19 protein-coding genes are annotated in these 18,672 nt (G+C 70.7%); 12 read left to right on the top strand and 7 right to left on the bottom strand.

Annotated features, from left to right (window positions below):
- Window positions 1-143: 143 nt before the first annotated feature.
- The 5 genes from FB561_RS16385 (at window position 144) to FB561_RS16405 (ending at window position 4,908) form a co-directional block, all read left to right on the top strand.
- Complete coding sequence (locus FB561_RS16385) at window positions 144-800, top strand: SAF domain-containing protein (protein WP_238334847.1); 657 nt, start codon at window positions 144-146, stop codon at window positions 798-800.
- Window positions 800-2,068 carry a CpaE/TadZ family protein gene (locus FB561_RS16390; RefSeq protein WP_145807596.1) on the top strand — a complete coding sequence of 423 codons (1,269 nt, stop codon included), beginning with the start codon at window positions 800-802 and terminating at the stop codon, window positions 2,066-2,068. Before FB561_RS16385 ends, FB561_RS16390 begins: the two co-directional genes overlap by 1 nt.
- Window positions 2,069-2,146: 78 nt before the next feature.
- Entirely contained in the window at window positions 2,147-2,935 is a 789-nt protein-coding gene (locus FB561_RS16395) for a DUF4097 family beta strand repeat-containing protein (protein WP_145807598.1), read from the top strand.
- A gap of 99 nt (window positions 2,936-3,034) precedes the next feature.
- Entirely contained in the window at window positions 3,035-3,691 is a 657-nt protein-coding gene (locus tag FB561_RS16400) for an HAD family hydrolase (RefSeq protein ID WP_145807600.1), read from the top strand.
- Window positions 3,688-4,908: a glycosyltransferase 87 family protein gene (locus tag FB561_RS16405; RefSeq protein ID WP_145807602.1), complete on the top strand. Its 1,221-nt coding sequence runs from the start codon at window positions 3,688-3,690 to the stop codon at window positions 4,906-4,908. The genes FB561_RS16400 and FB561_RS16405 overlap by 4 nt, the downstream gene beginning before the upstream one ends.
- Before the next feature lie 6 nt (window positions 4,909-4,914).
- Here FB561_RS16405 and FB561_RS16410 read toward each other — a convergent pair whose 3' ends face one another.
- Window positions 4,915-5,340, bottom strand: coding sequence for a Rid family hydrolase (locus FB561_RS16410; RefSeq protein WP_145807604.1), 426 nt, complete (start codon window positions 5,338-5,340; stop codon window positions 4,915-4,917).
- A gap of 126 nt (window positions 5,341-5,466) precedes the next feature.
- Between FB561_RS16410 and FB561_RS16415 the strand changes: the two genes are divergently transcribed.
- Complete coding sequence (locus FB561_RS16415) at window positions 5,467-5,937, top strand: MarR family winged helix-turn-helix transcriptional regulator (protein WP_238334848.1); 471 nt, start codon at window positions 5,467-5,469, stop codon at window positions 5,935-5,937.
- A gap of 24 nt (window positions 5,938-5,961) precedes the next feature.
- On the opposite strand, the gene FB561_RS16420 is transcribed toward FB561_RS16415, so the two are convergent.
- Together FB561_RS16420 and FB561_RS16425 are read right to left on the bottom strand one after the other, a co-directional pair.
- Window positions 5,962-7,290, bottom strand: a complete 1,329-nt coding sequence (locus FB561_RS16420) for a hypothetical protein (RefSeq protein WP_145807608.1) — start codon at window positions 7,288-7,290, stop codon at window positions 5,962-5,964.
- Window positions 7,291-7,294: 4 nt separating this feature from the next.
- Window positions 7,295-7,789, bottom strand: coding sequence for a cupredoxin domain-containing protein (locus FB561_RS16425; protein ID WP_145807610.1), 495 nt, complete (start codon window positions 7,787-7,789; stop codon window positions 7,295-7,297).
- 227 nt (window positions 7,790-8,016) lie between these two features.
- Between FB561_RS16425 and FB561_RS16430 the strand changes: the two genes are divergently transcribed.
- The 6 genes from FB561_RS16430 to pruA all read left to right on the top strand — a co-directional run bounded on the left by FB561_RS16430 (window position 8,017) and on the right by pruA (window position 15,760).
- Window positions 8,017-9,480 (top strand): WS/DGAT/MGAT family O-acyltransferase, encoded by a 1,464-nt coding sequence (locus FB561_RS16430; protein WP_145807611.1) that lies wholly within the window; start codon window positions 8,017-8,019, stop codon window positions 9,478-9,480.
- Window positions 9,477-10,001: a DUF6912 family protein gene (locus FB561_RS16435; RefSeq protein WP_145807613.1), complete on the top strand. Its 525-nt coding sequence runs from the start codon at window positions 9,477-9,479 to the stop codon at window positions 9,999-10,001. Before FB561_RS16430 ends, FB561_RS16435 begins: the two co-directional genes overlap by 4 nt.
- Window positions 10,002-10,027: 26 nt before the next feature.
- The gene (gene ku, locus FB561_RS16440; RefSeq protein ID WP_145807615.1) at window positions 10,028-10,966 is read left to right on the top strand and encodes a non-homologous end joining protein Ku; all 939 of its coding nucleotides are present in this window, start codon (window positions 10,028-10,030) and stop codon (window positions 10,964-10,966) included.
- A complete protein-coding gene (locus tag FB561_RS16445) occupies window positions 10,963-11,463 on the top strand; it encodes a VOC family protein (protein ID WP_238334849.1) in 501 nt (166 codons plus the stop codon). The genes ku and FB561_RS16445 overlap by 4 nt, the downstream gene beginning before the upstream one ends.
- Before the next feature lie 72 nt (window positions 11,464-11,535).
- A complete protein-coding gene (locus FB561_RS16450) occupies window positions 11,536-13,902 on the top strand; it encodes a FlgD immunoglobulin-like domain containing protein (RefSeq protein ID WP_145807620.1) in 2,367 nt (788 codons plus the stop codon).
- Between the two features lie 229 nt (window positions 13,903-14,131).
- Window positions 14,132-15,760, top strand: coding sequence for an L-glutamate gamma-semialdehyde dehydrogenase (gene pruA / locus FB561_RS16455; protein ID WP_145807622.1), 1,629 nt, complete (start codon window positions 14,132-14,134; stop codon window positions 15,758-15,760).
- 199 nt (window positions 15,761-15,959) lie between these two features.
- Here the strand turns inward: pruA and FB561_RS16460 are convergent, their stop codons facing one another.
- From FB561_RS16460 to FB561_RS16475, 4 genes are all read right to left on the bottom strand, one after another.
- Window positions 15,960-16,160 (bottom strand): hypothetical protein, encoded by a 201-nt coding sequence (locus FB561_RS16460; protein ID WP_145807623.1) that lies wholly within the window; start codon window positions 16,158-16,160, stop codon window positions 15,960-15,962.
- Between the two features lie 137 nt (window positions 16,161-16,297).
- Entirely contained in the window at window positions 16,298-16,795 is a 498-nt protein-coding gene (locus tag FB561_RS16465) for a DUF2505 domain-containing protein (RefSeq protein WP_238334850.1), read from the bottom strand.
- An 84-nt stretch (window positions 16,796-16,879) separates the two neighbouring features.
- Window positions 16,880-17,530 carry a response regulator gene (locus FB561_RS16470; protein ID WP_145807627.1) on the bottom strand — a complete coding sequence of 217 codons (651 nt, stop codon included), beginning with the start codon at window positions 17,528-17,530 and terminating at the stop codon, window positions 16,880-16,882.
- Window positions 17,527-18,669, bottom strand: coding sequence for a sensor histidine kinase (locus FB561_RS16475; RefSeq protein ID WP_145807629.1), 1,143 nt, complete (start codon window positions 18,667-18,669; stop codon window positions 17,527-17,529). Before FB561_RS16475 ends, FB561_RS16470 begins: the two co-directional genes overlap by 4 nt.
- Between the last annotated feature and the right edge of the window lie 3 nt (window positions 18,670-18,672).

Below are 18,672 nucleotides of genomic sequence, written 5' to 3' on the forward strand. Positions count from 1 at the left end.
CCACGGTTGGCCTTCGGACGATTGAGTTTGTCCCCAGCCCGGCGGACCTGTGGACGGCGGAGCACGGAAAGAACCGGGAGTTGGCACAATGCCGTTCTCGGAGCGCGTTCGGTTCGTCACAGGGGAGAGTCGGCATCGTGGTGGTGGAGAGTCCAGTCCGGAGCGGGTTCGCGGCGCAGTCCGTGCCGGCGCAGCGCAGTCGCCGGGCCCGGTGGAAGGACGGCCGGCTGCTGCTCGGGGTGCTGCTGGTCGCGGTGACCGCGCTGGCCGGTGCGAAGGTGCTGTCGTCGGCCGACGACACCACCTCGATCTGGGCGGCGGAGCGGGACCTCCCGGCCGGGACCAGGCTGACCGCCGACGACCTGACCACGGTCCGGGTCCGCTTCACCGGCACCGACGAGGCGAACCAGTACGTCGCCGCCGACGCCGACCTGAAGGGCCTGATCGTGGTCCGCGCGGTCAAGGCGGGCGAGTTCGTCCCGCGGCAGGCAGCTGTGAACCAGGCCGACAACGACCGCACCGAGCTCCCGCTGTCGGTCGCCAGTGGCCGGCTCCCGGCGGACACGGCAGCGGGCGACCAGGTCGACATCTGGGTGGTCCCGAAGGATCCCGAGCAGCCGGCCCGCAAGCTCTACGACACCGTCCGCGTGGTCCAGATCGACGCCGTGAAAGGGGTCGCCGGCGGTAGTTCGCGGCGTCAGGTGCTGATCGGGCTCGAGCCGGCCGACCTCCCGAAGCTGCCGGCCGCGCTCGCCGCGACCGGTACCGGGGAGCCCGTCCTCGTCCGGCGGGGCCGCTGATGTCGGTTCCCGTCCTGCTCGCGGTGACCGGGGCGCCGTGGGAGGCCGACGTGGTCCGCCGGGCCGAGCGTGCCCCCGGGATCCGGATCGTGCGGCGCTGTGTGGACATCGCCGACGTGATGGCGGCCGCGACCGCGGGGCAGGCGCGGGCCGTGCTGCTCGCCGAGGACCTGCCGCGGCTCAGCTCCGACGCGGTCGCTGCCCTGCACGCCCGCCGGATCGTCGTGGTCGCGCTGGTCGACCCGTCGGACAACGGTGAGCCCGCCGGCGGCGAGGACAGGCTCAGCCGGATGGGGATCGAGCGGATCCTGCCGGCCGACGTCAGCGGCGAGGACCTAGGCCGCGCGATCACCGACGCCGTGGACTCCGGCCCACCCGCGACCGTCTCCCACTTCTCCGGTGGCTTCGTCCCCCAACCTGCCGGATCCACCGAGCCGGTCCAGCGGCACTACGACCCCTCGGGCAACGGCCGCCTCATCGCGGTCTGGGGTCCCACCGGCGCACCGGGCCGCAGTACGGTCGCGGTGGGGCTGGCCACCGAGCTGGCCGCGCGTGGGGTGTCCACGCTGCTCGCCGACGCGGACGTGTACGGCGGGACGGTGGCCCAGCAGCTCGGCATGCTCGACGAGACCTCCGGGCTCGCGGCGGCCGCGCGGTCGGCGAGCGGCGGATCGCTCACCGTCGAGGTGCTCGCCAAGCAGGGGCGCCAGGTCGCCGCCCATCTCCTCGTCCTCACCGGGCTCAGCCGCGCCGACCGCTGGACCGAGCTCCGGCCGGCGGCGGTCGAGTCGGTCTGGTCGACGGCCCGGCAGCTCGCGCCGTGCACCGTGGTCGACGTCAGCTTCTGTCTGGAGAGCGACGAGGAGATCTCCTTCGACACGCTCGCTCCCCGCCGCAACGGCGTGACCCTGGCCACCCTGGAGGAGGCCGACGAGGTGGTCGTGGTCGGGACCGCCGACCCGGTCGGCCTCACCCGGCTGATCCGGTCCCTGCACGAGCTCCGCGCCGCGGTCCCGTCGGCGAACACCCGCGTCGTGGTCAACAGGGTCCGCTCAGGGTCGCTCGGCAGTTCCCCGGCCGACTCGGTCGCGGAGGCGCTCGGCCGGTACGCCGGGGTCGAGGCGGCCGCGTTGCTCCCGCTGGACCAGGCGGCCTGCGACGCCGCGCTCACGCACGGGCGGAGCCTGGCCGAGGCGGCCCGGTCGAGCAAGTTGCGCAAGGCGATGCAGGGGTTGGCCACCGGAGTGATCAGGGATCACCTCAGTTGATTCCCGGGGGAAATCCCCACCGACAACGCCCCGCGGATATGTCAGGGTGAGCAGCAGGTCACCAGTACGGGAGTGAGCATGTCCGAGGTTCAAGGTCGTCCGGCCAGCAGCATCAGCGCGCAGCGCCGGTACGGGATCGCGATCTCGGTCGGGCTGATCCTCGGTGGGGCGTACTGGGCGCTGACCAGCCTGACCGAGGAGGCCAAGGCCAGCCAGGACCACTACCCGGTGCAGGGGACCGCGGTCGCGATCGAGAGCAGCTCGGCCGACGTCGAGATCCGGTCCGGGGACGTCGGCGACATCACCATCGACCGCCGGTTCGAGCGCAACCTGTTCGGGTCGGAGCCGAAGGAGAAGTACAAGAACGGCAAGCTGGAGATCCGGGACACCAGCTGCGGGTTCCTCTCGTTCGGCTGCTCCACCCACTACGTGATCACCGTGCCCAAGGACGTCGCGGTGAGCGTGGAGAGCACCAGTGGCGACCTGACCATCACCGATCTGCCCGGCGGCGCGAAGGTGAAGACCAGCTCCGGCGGGGTCGAGGCGAGCCGGATCGGCGGCGAGCTGCTGCTGAACTCGTCCTCCGGTGACCTCGAGGCCAGTGAGCTGACCGCGACCAAGGTGATCACGAACAGCAGCTCCGGCAGCGTGGACCTGAGCTTCGAGACCGCGCCGCAGTCGGTCGAGGCGGAGGCGAGCTCGGGCGACGTCACCGTTCAGGTGCCGGAGGGCACCGAGACGTACCAGGTGCAGACCGACACCTCTTCCGGGGACGAGTCCGCCAACGTCCGGTCCGACCCGGCCGCCACCCGCACGATCAAGGCGAAGACGTCGAGCGGTGACGTCACGATCGAGTACACCCGCTGACCGAGCGCGACCACCCGACCGCGGTCACCGGCAGCGACGAGCGGGCGAAACGACCGGTACGCCCGGGGCGGGTGACCGGCGCTGAGTAGTCTTGCGCGCATGCCTGACGACAAGCCCGCACTGCGTGGTCTGCTGGTGGACTGGGGCGGGGTGCTCACCTCCGGCCTGAACGACGCGCTCGGCCGCTGGGCCGAACTCGACGGGCTCGACTACGAGGCGTACTACCGGGCGATGATGGACTGGCTGGCCACCACCCCGGCCGAGGCCGAGCTGAACCCGATCCACGCGCTCGAACGCGGGCAGATCGCGGTACCGGACTTCGAGCGCCGGCTGGCCGCGCTCCTGATCCGCCGGGACGGGACCCCGGTCCCGGCCGAGGGCCTGATCGAGCGGATGTTCGCGCACTTCGAGCACCAGCCGCAGATGTCCGCGCTGGTCCGCCGGGCCCGGTCGCACGGGATCCGGACCGCGCTGCTGTCCAACTCGTGGGGCAACTCCTATCCGCGCGACACCTGGGACGGGATGTTCGACGACATCGTCATCTCCGGTGAGGTCGGGCTGCGCAAGCCGGAGCCGGAGATCTTCCTGCTGGCCAGCGAGCGGCTCGGGCTGAAGCCGGCCGAGTGCGTGTTCGTCGACGACATGGAACCCAACGTCGTGGGTGCCCGCGAGCTCGGCATGACCGCGGTGCACCACACCTCCTACGACGAGACCCGGCGCGAGCTGGAAGCCCTGTTCGGGGCCGACCTGACGTGAGTACGACGACCGCACCGCGGGCGACCGACCGTCGCAAGCTCGTCCTGGTGATCCTCGGCTGTGCTGCCTTCGTCGCCCTGGGCGCGTGGGCGTACGGCCTGTTCGGCAGCATGATCGACCTCCGCGTCTACCGGATGGGAGGCTCGGTCCTGCTCGACAGAGCCTCCCTGTACGACGCGCAGCTGCCGGGCTCGGGGCTGCCGTTCACGTACCCGCCGTTCGCCGCGATCGCGATGGTGCCGTTGGCCGCCGTCCCGTGGGGTGTCGCGCTGGTCGTGTGGACGACGATCTCGGTGCTGTGCATCGCCGCGATCTGGCGGGTCAGCCTGCCGGAGAACGCGTGGAGCCTGCTCCCGGAGCCGTGGCGGGACCGGCGGCTCGTGGTGCTCGCGGCGCTGACCCTGGCGTCGTTGCTGCTCGAGCCGGTCTGGCAGACGATCCAGTTCGGCCAGATCAACCTGTTGCTGACGGCAATGATCCTGCTGGACCTGGTCCGGCCGGCCTCGGCCCGGTGGCGCGGGTTCTGGCTCGGCGTCACGATCGGGATCAAGCTGACCCCGTTGCCGTTCCTGGCCTTCCTGCTGATCACCAAGCAGTGGCGCGCGTTCCGGAACGCGGTCCTGGGCCTGCTCGCGACGATGGCGATCGGTTTCGCGGTCGTGCCGAACCAGTCCTGGGAGTACTGGACCGTCGTGGTCCGCAACGCCAACCGGGTCGGCGGTCTCGCCTACACCGCGAACCAGTCCTTCATGGGTTTCCTCAGCCGCCTCGGTGACGACGCGGGCTGGATCCAGCCCGTCTGGTTCGTGCTGTCGGCCGCCTTCGGTCTCGCGGTGCTCTGGCTGGCCCGCCGGTACTGGCTCGCCGGCGAACGTGTCACCGCCTTGTCGGTGATGGCGCTGGCGGTGCTCTACGCCTCACCGGTGTCGTGGAGCCACCACTGGGTCTGGATCATCCCGCTCGGGATCAGCCTGATCCGCGCCGTACACCGCCGGTGGGGCTTCCGGGCCGCGACGATCAGCGGCGCCCTCTGGTACGCCCTGTTCGTGCTCCGCTCGATCTGGTGGGTCCCGTTCCGCGACGACCGGGAGCTGTCCTGGTCCTTCTGGCAGTCGATCCCGGGCAACTCCCACCTGATCCTCGGCCTGGTCGCGTTCGCGGTCCTGGCGTACGCGGCGCCGGTACCGGACCGGGCCAGGCAGACCGCGGGCGCCTGACCTGGTTCAGCTGCCGGAGCCGACGATGGCGGTGACGCGGATCTCGATCCGCATGGTGGCGAGGCCGAGGACGGTGACACCGGTCTCGGTCCAGATCGGCGCGCGACCGCCCATCCGGAGCCGGAACTGCTCGGCCATCACCTTGTTGTGGTCGTCGCCGATCACGTCCTCGCCCGGGGCGACCTTGTGGTACGAGTTCACGTGGATGACGTCCTTCCAGGTCGCGCCGACCGTGGCCAGAGCGCGCTCCACGTTGTCGAAGGCCCGGACGATCTCGTCCTCCAGCGCGTCGGGGATGACCAGGTCGTCGTCCACCCCGGCCTGGCCGGAGATCTCGACCCGGTCGTCGACGCGGACGGCCCCGCTGTAGCCGAGGGCCGCGTGCAGCTTCTCGCCGTAGCCCGGGACGACGCCGAAAGTCACAGTGCTCATGATGGTTCCTCTGCGTGTTGGTAGGGAGTGCGTTTCCTCGGAGATGAGTTCACGCGTAAAGTGATAGTAGCGCGCGATGACTTCAAGCGCAAAGTGATGACCGCGACCGGAAGGACAGGACGACCCATGGGCGAGGACGACGAGCCGCGCTGGCTCGACGAGCAGGAGAAGGCGGCGTGGACGGGGCTGATCTCCCTGGTCCTGTTGCTGCCGAGCAAGCTGGAGTCGCCGCTGCGGCAGGAGCACGGCATCACGCTGTTCGAGTACCTCGTGCTCAGCCACCTGTCCGAGGCGCGGCGGCGCAAACTGCGGATGGGCGAGCTCGCGTTCCTCGCCAGCGGGTCGTTGTCCCGCCTGTCCAACGTCGTCAAACGCTGTGAACAGCGCGGCTGGGTGGTCCGTACCCCGGACCCGGCCGACGGCCGCTACACCCTCGCCGAACTCACCGACGCGGGCTTCGACATCGTCCGTGAGGCGGCCCCCACCCACCTGCGCGCCGTCCGCCGGATCGTCCTCGACTCGCTCAACCCCACCGACCAGAAGGCCCTCGTCCGCGTCGCCGAGAAGCTCCGCATCGTGCCCGCGGACTTCGGCTGAGGGCCGCCGGGAGACACCAATGGGCTAGGACGAGAACAGCAGGATCAGGCCGCCGACCGTGTAGCCGACCATGACCACGAGGAGCGGGACCTGGCCGAGCAGGGCCTTGTGCCGGGGGAAGAGGGCGACCGCGCGGTCGTGGGCGGAGACGACGCCCATCAGGTGGCCGCCGACGACGGCGAGGACCTGGAGGACCGCGATGGTGGTGCTGTGGTTGGTGATCCCGGTGTTCACCGCGAGCAGTCCGGTGCCGAAGACGTTCGCGCCGTTGCTGAGCGGGTCGCTGAGGTAGATCAGCGTCCGCTGGCCCTCCAGGATGAACAGGGTCAGGTAGTGCGCGACGACGTACCCGAGCGCGATCGGGACCACCGAATGCGCGAACAAGCCGGGCAACGACGTCCGCCGGCTGTCCGACAACCGGCCGGCCAGCAGCGTCGCCCCGGAGTACGTGACCAGGACGAACAGGATGAACGTGATCAGCGCACAGGTGCCGAGGACGGTCATCGAGACGTCCTGGTTCTGCGCCCAGCCGATCCAGGCCGACGAGTTCGAGAACCCGTCGTAGGCCGTACTGCCGAGCAGCGCCGCGACCACACCGACCAGGCCGGGCCGGGGTTTGAGGCCGTCCAGGTTCTCCAGGGGACGGCGGATCACCAGCAGCCCGTCGGTCCGGCGGCCCCACACCGACAGCCGGGCCATCAGGGTCGCGTACACCTCGAACGGGTCCGCGCTGGAGAACCAGCGGTCACCGAAGAGGATCGCGCCGAACAGCATGATCACCACGTACAACGCGAGCCAGGCCTGCAGGACCGGCAGCGTGGCGCGGTCCGGGGCGACCAGTTCGAGCCAGGTGAACGCGAACAGGCCGAGTGCGGCCGGCCACATCCCGGCCCGGCGCGGCAGCTCGATCAGGCCCTTGGACGGGACCTGGCGGAGCACCTTGCTGAGCAGCAGGTGGATCGTGCGCAGCGGGTTCAGCGTGCGCCAGACCGGGCCGAACAGCAGCGAGATCGGCACCAGGCCGACCCAGACCACGATGTAGACGAAGCCGAAGATCGGGTTCGTCAGCCGGTCCACCCCGGCCAGCAGCGACACCATCGCGTACAGGAAGACGGCCAGCCCGAACAGCCGGACGAGCCAGCGGAACCAGGGTGCGTCGACCGTCCGGGTGATTGCTCGGGGCAACGGCTTGCCGGACGCGTCGCCCCGGTACCTCGGTGACCGCCAGGCGAAGCCGAGGATCACGAACGACAGCGCGATCGCGACCGCGGCGCCGCCGACGGCGAGGCCGAACGGGACGGGCAGGTCCTGACGCCCGCCGATCCCGTGCAGCGGCAGCAGCAGAGCGTTCATCGGGTCAGGACACGACCAGCTTGGCGACCAGCTTGCCGCTCTCGTGCGTCTCGATCTCGAAGGTGCCCTTCTGGTCCGCGGTGAACTTCACCGAGGCCGGCTTGCCCGGCAGCAGGGCGACCTCCTTGTCGTACCCGTGGATGTGCAGTTCGTCCTTGGCGTCGCTCACCCCGGTGACCAGGACGGTCTGGCCGGCCTTGACCTTGATGCTGGTGCCGCTCGGGTTGACCTTGCCGTTGGCAACGGTGACGTTGATGGTCACGTCGGCCTGCTCGCCGGACGGGTCGGCGGTGTTCGACGGGCTGGTGGTGTTCGGCCCGCTCGGGGTGGCGGACGGCGTGCCGCCCGGCGTGTCGGTCGGGGCCGACGTGGGCGCCGACACGCTCGGGCTCGGACTCGCGCCGCTGTCGGCGTCACCGCCGCCACAGCCGGCCAGGACCAGGATGCCGAGGGCGGGCAGGAGAGCGAGCGCGGTACCGCGGGAGAGCGTCGAACGCATGATTGCGAGGGGCCTTTCAACGATTCGGTTCGAGTCGGGCGCCGAACACGCCCATAGGCCCCTACGAACACCCCGCGCGCGAGGTTCCCGGATGAACCATCGATCGTGTCACGATCGCCCGGGTGCCGCATGCCGCCGCGGTACCCGACACTGTGCAGTGTCGCAGCTCACTGTCGACGGTCACCGCTAGGGTGATCGGACAAGCCTGGAGAGGGAGGTGGCCGCGGATGCCGGACCGGTTGTCGTCGCTGGACCTGACCTTCCTGAAGACCGAGAGCCCGGCGACCCCGATGCACGTCGGCACGGTGGACATCTTCGAGCCGCCGGTGCACGGCGACGACGGGTTCGACTACGAGAGCCTGGTCGCGCTGATCCGGGACCGGATCGCCTTCGTGCCGCGGTACCGGCAGCGGATCCAGCAGGTGCCGGGCCGGTTCGCCGGGCCGATCTGGGTGGACGACGAGGAGTTCGACATCACCTTCCACGTCCGCCGGTCGGCGCTGCCGCGGCCGGGGACGCACGCCCAGCTGCTCGAGCTGGTCGCCCGGATCATGTCCCGCCGGCTGGACCGGGCCCGCCCGTTGTGGGAGATGTACCTGGTCGAGGGCCTGCAGGGGGACCGGTTCGCGATCATCTCCAAGTCCCACCAGGCCCTTGTCGACGGCAACAGCACGGTCGACATCGGCCAGGTCGTGCTGGACGCCACCGCGCATCCGCGGGACACCCCGACCGACACCTGGCAGCCCGCGCACCCACCGTCCGCGCTGGAGCTGCTGGCCGGCGTGTTCGCCGACGCCACCCGGCACCCGGCCGCGGTGCTGGAGCTGGCCCGGGCCGAGATGGCCAGCCTGACCGGGTCCGCCTCGGTCCGCGAGGTGCTCGGCGACGTGGTCGGCTCGCTGGTGGCGCAACGGCACGTCCAGGAGAGCTCGCTGCACGTGAAGACGTCCGGGCAGCGCCGGTTCACCACCGTGCAGACCGACCTGGAGGACTACCGCGCGGTCCGGGCGATGCACGGCGGCACGGTCAACGACGTGGTCCTCGCCGTCGTCGCCGGTGCCTTCCGCGCCTGGATGATGACCCGCGGTGAGGGCGTCGGCCCGACCCGGAGCGTGCGCGCCGTGGTCCCGGTCAGCATCCGCGACGACGAGGACGAGGAGCCGACGTCGCTCGGGTCCCAGGTGATCGCCTCGACCGTGACGCTGCCGGTGGGGGAGAACTCCCCGGTCATGCGGCTGCACCAGATCTCGTACCAGACCAAGGTGCACAAGGACACCGGGCGCGCGGTCAGCGCCCGCTCGCTGGTCGGCATCGCCGGGTTCGCCCCGACCACGCTGCACGCGCTGGCCGCCCGGGTGGCCACGGCGACCGTGCGGCCGATCGACGACGTGGTGATCACCAACGTGCCGGGCCCGCAGTTCCCGTTGTACGCCCAGGGTGCGCAGATGCTGGCGTCGTACCCGGTGGTCCCGCTGATGCCGGGCCAGAGTCTGTCCGTCGGCGTCACCTCGTACGACGGCAAGGTGTCGTTCGGGCTGAACGCGGACCGGACGGCGATGCCGGACCTGGCGGTCTTCGCCCAGTGCGTGACCGACGCGCTGGACGAGTTGCTGGACACCACCAAGGGCAGCCGGAACCGGGCCTCGCGCGGCCGGAAACAACCCCGGAGTACGAAGAAAGCGGGCCAATGAGGGTCTACCTACCGTGTACCTTGCCGCTGCTCGACGCGGCCTGCCACGCCGGCGAGTTCGGCCCGGCCCCGTTGACCGCGTACGCCGTGACCCCGGCGCTGCGGGAGTGGTACGCCGACGGCGACGACGAGGAGCTGGAGTACGCCGCGATGGCGCAGGCGGCCCGCGCGTCGGTCGGGCTGCTGGCCGCTGACCCGGACGCGGCCCGGCGGCGGGTGGTGGTCGCGTGCGAGGTGGGCGCGGTGCCACCGGCCGACGGCACGGTGGAGCTCGGTGACGCCCAGCTGGAGCTGCACGTGCTGGTCCCGTGGTCGGCGGTGGCCTCGGTCCACCTGGACGCCGGCTCGGCCGCGGAGGTGGTCGGCAAGGCGGCGGCGGTGTGGGACGCGGCGATCGCGGGTGACGAAGACGCTGTTTTCGCCCTCGACTCGTGCGAGGGTGAAGACCTGCTGTGGTACGCGACGCAGGAGATCCCCGATCTCCTCGCCGCGGAGGGTCCGCACGGCGGTCCCAAGGGTTGACGGCGGACTGACAGGAGCTGATGGCGATGCAGGCGATCTGGAAGGGAGCCATCTCGTTCGGGATGGTCACGATCCCGATCAAGGTGTACTCCGCGACCGAGGAGAAGGACATCTCCTTCCGGCAGGTGCACGTCGCCGACGGCGGCCGGATCCGGTACAAGCGGGTCTGCGCAGAGTGCGGCGAGGAGGTGCCGTACTCGGACATCGCCAAGGGCTACGAGATGGCCGACGGCCGGATGGTGGTGCTGGAGGCGGACGACTTCGCCGACCTGCCGCTGTCCAGCAAGAAGGTCATCGACGTACTGGAGTTCGTCCCGGCCGACCAGGTGGATCCGCTCTACCTGGGCAAGTCGTACTACCTGGCCGCGGACGGCGGCCCCGGCGGCAAACCGTACGTGCTGCTCCGGGACGCGCTCGAGGGCTCCGACCTGTACGCGCTGGTCAAGGTGGCGCTGCGGTCGCGGGAGAGCCTCGGACTGCTCCGCACCCACGACAACGTGCTGGTCCTGCAGGTGATGCTCTGGCCGGACGAGGTGCGGGACTCCTCGTTCGCGGCGCCGGAGGACGACATCGAGATCCGCAAGCAGGAGAAGGCGATGGCCGAGTCGTACATCGACACCCTGCGTGGCGAGTTCGACCCGGACCAGTACCACGACGAGTACCGGGCCGCGCTGGAGCAGGTGGTCGAGGCGAAGGCGGCCGGTGTCCCGCTGCCCGAGGCGGAGGAAGAGGAGACCGAGACCGCCGAGGTGGTCGACCTGGTCGCCGCGTTGCGGGCGTCGGTCGAGGCCGCCAAGGCGAGGCGCGCGGCCGGTGGTTCCGGTGCCGGCGAGGAGGAGCCGGCCAAGAAGGCTCCCGCGAAGAAGGCGGCCGCGAAGAAGGCACCGGCCAAGAAGGCGGCCGCCGCCAAGAAGGCGTCGGCGAAGAAGACCCCGGCCAAGAAGGCCACGAAGGAGTCCGCATGAGCGACCAGCCGCAGAACCCGGCCGTAGACACCCCGGCCGTAGACACCCCGGCCGTGGACGCCCAAGCCGCGGACACATCGGCCGGGGAGGGGCTTGGGCCGGCGACGGCGCCGGTGTTGCCGGGGGCGTTCCTGCTCGAGCTTGTGCCGGTGCCGGTGACCGATCTGGACCGGTCGAAGGCGTTCTACCAGCGGGCCGGTTTTCACGTCGACGTGGACATGACGCCGGCGGAGGGCGTCCGGATCGTGCAGGTCACGCCGCCCGGCTCGTTCTGCTCGATCCTGCTGGCCGAGGGGATCGCGCAGTTCGACATGCCCGCCGGGACGCTGCGCGGTCTGCACCTCGTCGTCGCGGACATCGAGGCGGCCCGGGCGGACCTGATCGGCCGCGGGATCGAGGTCAGCCCGACCGAGGATCTCGGCGGCGTCTTCTACGCCTGGTTCGCCGATCCCGACGGCAACACCTGGACCGTGCAGCACATGCCCTGGCGGCAGTAGCCGGGCGGACGGATGCGCACCGCAACATTCTGATCGCGGGGTGCATCGAGGTGGTCAGAAGGAGTGATCACCATGCCGCTGACGGCCCTGCCGCCAACCACCTCACCGCCCGCCCCCAATCCACCGAACCTCGCGCGCCGTTGCCGCCTGCTGCTGGCGCTCGCGCTCGTCCTCGTGCTCGCAAGCGCGCCCACCCAGGCCCAAGCGGCCGGCGTCGTCGAGCTCGACCGGTTCGCGGTCGTCGAGCCCTACGTCACCGTGCTCGGCGCGTCACCGTCCGGCGTGCTCTACCGGGTCTCCCGGCTGCACGAGCAACGCCTTGTCGAGGACTCCGCCTGGGTGAAGCCGGCGGACGGACCGGCGTACCAGGTCGACCTGTCGTTCAAGCGGCTCGCCGGGGACAAGATCTTCGGCGCGCAGCCGTTCGGCACGGCGACGTACCAGTACATCGGCAGCCAGCAGACGCATACCTGCTCCGGGGTCCCCCAACCCGTGCACCAGTTCGGCATGGTCGACGGGGTCGCCCTGTTCGCCTCGTTCGGTTGGCTGGGCGAGAACGGTGAGCGCGTCGAGGTGAGCCCCACCGGCTGCCGCGTCACCGCGCGGTACCCGGCGATCGGCGCCGAGAAGCTGATCGCGATGGACGACCGCGGCTACCTCACCGTCGACCCGTACGGCGGGGTGAACGGGGAGCGCCCGCTGGCGTACCGCGCGTACGCCGCACCCACCTCGCCCCGCGTCGTCGCGGACGGCGGGTACAACCGACGGCTCGACGGCGTCGCGCTCTCCGGTACCGCGGTCAGCTGGCGGCAGTTCGACTACGACCAGCAGCCCACCACCCATTCGTACGTGGTCCGCTCATCGGTCGACGGATCCAAGGCACCGCAGGTCACCCGGGTCGAAGGGTCCGTGATCGACACCGCCATCGCCGGGGGCACGACCAGCTGGATCGGCGGCCTTGACGGCGTCACGAAGAGCGGTTCGGTCCGCGCGGACGGCACCCGCACGGCCATCACCGGCACGACGCGATCGGTGGTCAGCGACGGCACCAAGTTCGTCTACGACACCAGCGGCCCGACCCAGGGCGCCCCAGCCGGAGTGGACGTGGCCGCGACGCTCGGAGGATCGGAGCCGGTCACCCGGATCGCGTCCGTCGGCAAGCTGACCCCGCTGGCCGAGCAGGTCTCCGTGGGAGCCGGCGGCGTCGCGTACGTCGACTGGCAGCCGCCGGCCGAGTCGGTCAACCGGCGTCTCTACACCCAGTCCGGCAGCACCATCACCCTCGGCGAGCAGACCCGGCTCGGCCACGGTGGCTCGTACTATCGCCAGGTCTCCCGCGAGGGCCGGCGCACGGCATATGCGGACGATGCCGGCGGACTCTGGCTGGTCGGCGACGACGGGGTCCGGACCAAGGTGTTCACGTCGACCACCCGGGTCGCGATCCTCGGGGGCAACGAGCTCCGGCTGTCCGGGTCGCGGCTGCTCTGGTGGAAGGCGAAGTACACCCGCGACCACTGCGAACCGCCGAACGGTCCACCGAACTGCGACCCGGTCTACGGCACCGTCGTCCCGATGCTCTACGACCTGCGCACCGGGGTCAGTACTGAGCTCGCCCTGCCCGCGACGAAGTACCGGGCCGTCGATCTGTGGGGCAACTTCCTCACCTGGGCGGACGCCCAGAACGCAATCTGGCGCCGCGATCTGCACAGCGGTGCCGTCCGGCAGGCGAAGGCCGCCGGGACTGCGAGCGTACGCAGCGTCGCCGTGCACGACGACTGGGTCGCGTGGGCGACGTGTCAGGCGTCCGGTGGCGATCAGTGCGCGCAGTCCGTGCTGGGGCATCGCAACCTTCAGACCCAGGCCCCCGCGATCCAGCTGACCAGCGCGCACACCGAGGTGGTCCGGCTGTCCGGTGGTCACGTCGTCTACTCGACGTACCCGCAGGCCGGCCACGTACCGTCGACCGGCACCGTCAAGGTCTGGCGGCTGGGGACGTCGGCGACCGGCGTGGTCGGGTCCGTGTGGTGGCGCACGAAGTTCGACGTGCACGACGAGACGCTGGGCTGGGTCGGGCCGGACGGGATCGCCCGGATCGGGCCGAACTCGCCGTTCGTCGCCTACCCGAAGTACCTCGGCAACGGCCACGCCCCGGCCTCGTTCACGCCGGCGACCCGGACCTGGAACCCGGAGTTCGGGATCAGCAAGGCGCTGCCGACCTGCAGTCTGACGATCAGCGCCGGGACGACGGTCCGCCGGGTCCTGCCGTGCGCGACCACCACCGGGTCGGCCCGGGCGAGCTGGGACGGCCGGGACTCCGCCGGAACCCTGCTGCCGAAGGGCACGTACACGTGGACCCTGGCCGGCCGGGACGGTGACGGGACGCTGCGCTGGTGGACCGGCGCGACCCACCCGATCACCGGCACGGTCCGCATCGACTGAGGCCGTCGGGTCGTCGGTTGCCGGACGTCACGTCGCCCGGGTCCGGTGACTGCGGGCGACGTGGCCGGTACTGGGTCGGACACGCTCGAGCAGCGGACCAGTCGGGTTCGTGGTCCGGGGCTCGGGCGTGGCAGCATGAGTTCCGCGAACGTGTCGCGGAAGACCCCGATCGGGCCTCCGTGGCCCGCATCACCCGGCGTACCCACCACCGATCGAGGAGCCCGCAGCAATGGATGCCGTCACCGCCGTACCGACGCCCGTGAACGAGACCGTGAAGGGCTACGCGCCGGGCTCTGCCGAACGAGCCGGCCTGGAGGCGAAGCTCAAGGAGTTCAACGCCGGCGGCGCGATCGACCTGACCTGCACGATCGGTGGTGAGCAGCGGCTCGGTGGCGGGGCGCCGGTCCAGGTGGTCCAGCCGCACAAGCACGCACACGTCCTGGGCACGCTCGGCAACGCCACCGAGGCGGACGGCCGGGCGGCGGTCGACGCCGCGCTCGCGGCGGCGCCGGGCTGGCGGGCGCTGTCGTTCGACGACCGGGCCGCGATCTTCCTGAAGGCGGCCGACCTGCTGGCCGGGCCGTGGCGGGACACGCTGAATGCGGCCACGATGCTGGGCCAGTCCAAGACGGTCCAGCAGGCCGAGATCGACGCCGCCTGCGAGCTGATCGACTTCCTCCGCTTCAACGTCGCGTTCGCCCGGCAGATCGTCAGCGACCAGCCGATCTCGTCCCCGGGGGTGTGGAACCGGGTCGACTACCGGCCGCTGGAGGGGTTCGTCTACGCGATCACGCCGTTCAACTTCACCGCGATCGCGGGCAATCTGCCGAGCGCGCCGGCGTTGATGGGCAACACGGTGGTGTGGAAGCCGTCGCCGACGCAGCAGTTCGCGGCGCACTGGACGATGCGGCTGTTCGAGGCCGCCGGGCTGCCAGCCGGCGTGATCAACCTGGTCACCGGTGACGGCATCGAGGTGAGCAAGGCGGCGCTGACCCACCCGGCGCTCGCGGGGATCCACTTCACCGGCTCCACGAAGACGTTCCAGTCGCTGTGGTCCACGGTCGGCGCGAACATCGGCTCGTACCGGACGTATCCGCGGCTGGTCGGTGAGACCGGGGGCAAGGACTTCATCTTGGCGCACCCGTCGGCCGACCCGGCGGTGTTGAAGACCGCGATGGTGCGCGGCGCGTTCGAGTACCAGGGCCAGAAGTGTTCCGCGGCCAGCCGGTCGTACGTGCCGCGCTCGGTCTGGGACCGGATCCGCGACGACCTGGTCGCCGAGACCGAGTCGCTCACGATGGGTGACGTCAGCGACCTGTCGAACTTCATCGGTGCCGTGATCGACGACCGGGCGTTCGCCAAGCACAAGGCCGCGATCGACCGGGCTCGCCAGTCCGGCACGGTCGAGGTGCTGGCCGGTGGCACGTACGACGACAGCGAGGGGTACTTCGTTCGTCCGACGCTGCTGTTGTCCGACGACCCGACCGACGAGATCTTCACGACCGAGTACTTCGGCCCGATCCTTGGCGTGCACGTGTACGACGATGCCGATTACGGCCAGGTGGTGCAGCAGATGGAGAGCGCCGCGCCGTACGGGCTGACCGGTGCGGTGATCGCGCAGGACCGGCAGGTGATCGCCGAGGCGGCCGAGTACCTGCGGTTCGCGGCCGGGAACTTCTACGTCAACGACAAGCCGACCGGCGCGGTCGTGGGCCAGCAGCCGTTCGGTGGTGCCCGGGCGTCGGGGACCAACGACAAGGCCGGCTCGATGTGGAACCTGATCCGCTGGGCCAGCCCGCGGTCGATGAAGGAGACCTTCGCCCCGCCGACCGACTACCGGTACCCGCACCAGGGCTGAGCCCGGCAACACCTTTCGACGTTCGCCCTCCGGGCCGGGGAAATTTCTCCGGCCCGGAGGGATTCGATTCCCCGCCGCGGGGCACCGGGTGCCGCGGGCGGAGGAAACGCGGATGTCGACAGCAGGGGAGCCGACATCCGCGCTTCCTGAACTGGGAGACTCAGGCTGTCCAGGGAAGGTCAGCCAGTTCTGGGAAAGCTCAGGCGGGGCGGTCCAGAAGCTGGACCGGGGGTCCGATCAGCAGCGCGGATCCGCAGGTCACGCAGATCCACTCGCCGGCCGGGTCGTCGGCCGGGTGGTCCCCGGCCTCGACGGACTCGAAGAGCTCGACGGCTTCACAGATCACGCAGTACTGCGTGTCCTCGCCGGTCTGCTCGAAGCTCCTGCGCTGGGTTCGCACGACAGGCTCACCTCCGGTGACTCGTCCTGATCAGACTGCCACCGGCCGCTGAGCCTGCCGGGGAACGACACGGCGGTTCGACGAGGTGTCCGCTGACCGGATCCAGGGTCAGCGGTCTCCTGGCAACGGGTCCAGGGTCAGTTGGTGCCGTCGTGCCACTCGCGGCCGAGCTCGTGCTCCTTGGCCAGGCCGGACCGGATCGCCTCGACGACGAACGGCTCGATCTTCTTCCCGATCAGCGGAACGGCCACCTTCACGTCCAGCTCGATCGCCTGCACGGTCTGACCGCCCTGCGCCTTGATCGTCGCGCTGCCCTTGAGCGTGACCGGGGTGTTCGCGATCTCGCCCTGGACGTCCGCGTTCCGCGACCCGTCCGCGTTCGCCGCGTGCCAGGTCTCGGTCTGCACCACGGTCAGTGTCTGGCCGACGAACTTGCGGGCGATGTCCGGGACGTCGTCCGACGGCATCTCCCGCTGGACCCGGACGACGGTGTCGGCGCCCGAGGTGGTGACCTTGACGTCGTACGACAGCGCCTTGGTCTTCTCGCAGGCCTGCTCGCGGAAGGTGGCGTCGGTGACGATGGCGAAGACTTCCTCAGGGGTCGCGTCGTACGACGCGGAGAGCTTCAGTTCCATGCCGGACATCATGGCATTACCGCCCGGTCACGATGACGGCCCGCCACGGCGCCCGAACGGCCACGACCGGCCCTCTCCAGCGGGTCAGTCCACCAGGCCCGCCTGGTGCGCGAGGACGACCAACTGGGCGCGGTCCCGGAGGCCGAGCTTGGTCAGCAGACGGCTCACGTAGGTCCGCGCGGTCTCCGGGCTCAGGAACAACGCCTGCCCGATCTCCTCGTTCGACAGGCCGCGGCCGACGTGCGCGAGGATGTCGAGCTCGCGTGCGGTGAGGTCGGCCAGCGCCTCGTCGCGAATCCGCCGGGCCGGCCGGCGCGCGATCTGCCGCATCATCAGTTTCGCGATCCTCGGCGCGACGGGTGCGTCGCCAGCGAGCGCGGTCCGGATGGCCGCGCGCAACTCGTCCGGTTCGAGGTCCTTGAGCAGGTACCCCGAGGCGCCGGCCTGGATCGCGTCGACGATGTCGTCATCGTCGTCGAAGGTGGTCAGCACGAGCACCGGGACGTCGCGCAGCAGCGGGTCCGCGCGGATCGCGGCGATCGTCTCCACGCCGCCCATCACCGGCATCTGCAGGTCCATCAGGATGACGTCCGGCTTCTGTTCCCGGGCCAGCGCCAGCGCCTCCCGCCCGGTCCCGGCCTCGCCGATCACCTCGAGGTCGTCGGCGTTGTCGACCAGCAGCCGCAACCCCGCGCGGACGAGCATCTGGTCGTCCACGACGAGCACCCGGATCATGACCGGTCCTCCTTCGGCAGAAGCGCTGTGACCTGCCAGCCGTCGGCCGTGGCCCGGACCTCGAGCGAGCCACCGACGGCCTCGACCCGCTCGCGCATCCCGGCCAGACCGTGTCCGGCGGGACAGCTGGGCGGTCGCGCTGGGACTCCGTCGTCGCTCACCGCGACCTTGATCCGGTCCTCGCCCTCGGCGACGACGCGGACCGTGATCGCGCCGGCGTCGGCGTGGCGCAGGGTGTTCGTGATCGCCTCCTGGACCAGGCGGAACGCGGTCGCCTCGACGGTCGCCGAGCAGCTGAGGTCCTCGGCCACGTCCAGCTCGACCTTGTACCCCGCGGCCCCCGGCGCGTCGACGAGGCGTGGAATGTCCGCCAGTGTGCCGCTGTCGAGCTCGGAGGCCGACGAGCGGAGCAACGTCACCGTCGAGCGGAGCTGCGTCATCGCCTCACCGACCGCCTCCCGGACCAGGCGGAGGGCGTGGGTCCGATCCGTTTCGGAGTTCGCTTCCCTGGCCACATTGGTGTGCAGGGATGCGACCGCCAGACAGTGCCCGATCGAGTCGTGCAGTTCCCTGGCGAGGCGGAGCCGCTCGGCGCGCGTCCTGCCCTCGGCCTGCAGGATCGCCTGGTGTGCTGTCAGCGACGCGACTTGGTCGGTCCTCTCCCGCAGAGCCCGGTGCGCACGGACACTGGAGCCGAGCGCGACGACTGCTGCGATCAACGCCGCGTGGCCGACCAGTTCGTAGCCGAGTACATAGCCGGTGGACTGCCCGATGAGCAGCCGGTACGTGGTCGAGACCGTCAACACCGTCAGGGCGATGACGATCGCGATGCGGAGATGCCCCGCCTCGGCGGCCGAGTAGACGGCTGCGGCGATGGGCACGGCCACGCCGATCGCGGGAAATCCCGCCGAGTAGTACGCGAAGTACCCGAGTGCGGTGAGGACGAGGACGAGGACCGGCGCCGTCCGCCGGAGCAACATCAGCGCACCGAGGCAGATCGCCCACAGGTACGGGAGCGGGCCCGCGGGGACCGTACTCGCCTGGCCGGCCGCCACCGCCGCGGAGATCACCCCGGTGACCGCGAGGGCGAGCGCGATGTCGGCGGCTCTCGGGGTCATCGGTACCAGCCGTCCGGTCATCTG

This window comes from Kribbella amoyensis (assembly GCF_007828865.1).
Taxonomy (GTDB): domain Bacteria; phylum Actinomycetota; class Actinomycetes; order Propionibacteriales; family Kribbellaceae; genus Kribbella; species Kribbella amoyensis.

Bases quoted from the DNA above. Each gene is read 5' to 3' on its own strand.
- FB561_RS16410 (WP_145807604.1), bottom strand. From the start codon at position 5,340: ATGAGCACTGTGACTTTCGGCGTCGTCCCGGGCTACGGCGAGAAGCTG.
- FB561_RS16450 (WP_145807620.1), top strand. From the start codon at position 11,536: ATGCCGCTGACGGCCCTGCCGCCAACCACCTCACCGCCCGCCCCCAAT.
- ku (WP_145807615.1), top strand. From the start codon at position 10,028: ATGCAGGCGATCTGGAAGGGAGCCATCTCGTTCGGGATGGTCACGATC.
- FB561_RS16435 (WP_145807613.1), top strand. From the start codon at position 9,477: ATGAGGGTCTACCTACCGTGTACCTTGCCGCTGCTCGACGCGGCCTGC.
- FB561_RS16390 (WP_145807596.1), top strand. From the start codon at position 800: ATGTCGGTTCCCGTCCTGCTCGCGGTGACCGGGGCGCCGTGGGAGGCC.
- FB561_RS16425 (WP_145807610.1), bottom strand. From the start codon at position 7,789: ATGCGTTCGACGCTCTCCCGCGGTACCGCGCTCGCTCTCCTGCCCGCC.
- FB561_RS16395 (WP_145807598.1), top strand. From the start codon at position 2,147: ATGTCCGAGGTTCAAGGTCGTCCGGCCAGCAGCATCAGCGCGCAGCGC.
- FB561_RS16430 (WP_145807611.1), top strand. From the start codon at position 8,017: ATGCCGGACCGGTTGTCGTCGCTGGACCTGACCTTCCTGAAGACCGAG.
- FB561_RS16420 (WP_145807608.1), bottom strand. From the start codon at position 7,290: ATGAACGCTCTGCTGCTGCCGCTGCACGGGATCGGCGGGCGTCAGGAC.
- FB561_RS16400 (WP_145807600.1), top strand. From the start codon at position 3,035: ATGCCTGACGACAAGCCCGCACTGCGTGGTCTGCTGGTGGACTGGGGC.
- FB561_RS16445 (WP_238334849.1), top strand. From the start codon at position 10,963: ATGAGCGACCAGCCGCAGAACCCGGCCGTAGACACCCCGGCCGTAGAC.
- FB561_RS16475 (WP_145807629.1), bottom strand. From the start codon at position 18,669: ATGACCGGACGGCTGGTACCGATGACCCCGAGAGCCGCCGACATCGCG.
- FB561_RS16470 (WP_145807627.1), bottom strand. From the start codon at position 17,530: ATGATCCGGGTGCTCGTCGTGGACGACCAGATGCTCGTCCGCGCGGGG.
- pruA (WP_145807622.1), top strand. From the start codon at position 14,132: ATGGATGCCGTCACCGCCGTACCGACGCCCGTGAACGAGACCGTGAAG.
- FB561_RS16465 (WP_238334850.1), bottom strand. From the start codon at position 16,795: ATGGAACTGAAGCTCTCCGCGTCGTACGACGCGACCCCTGAGGAAGTC.
- FB561_RS16415 (WP_238334848.1), top strand. From the start codon at position 5,467: ATGGGCGAGGACGACGAGCCGCGCTGGCTCGACGAGCAGGAGAAGGCG.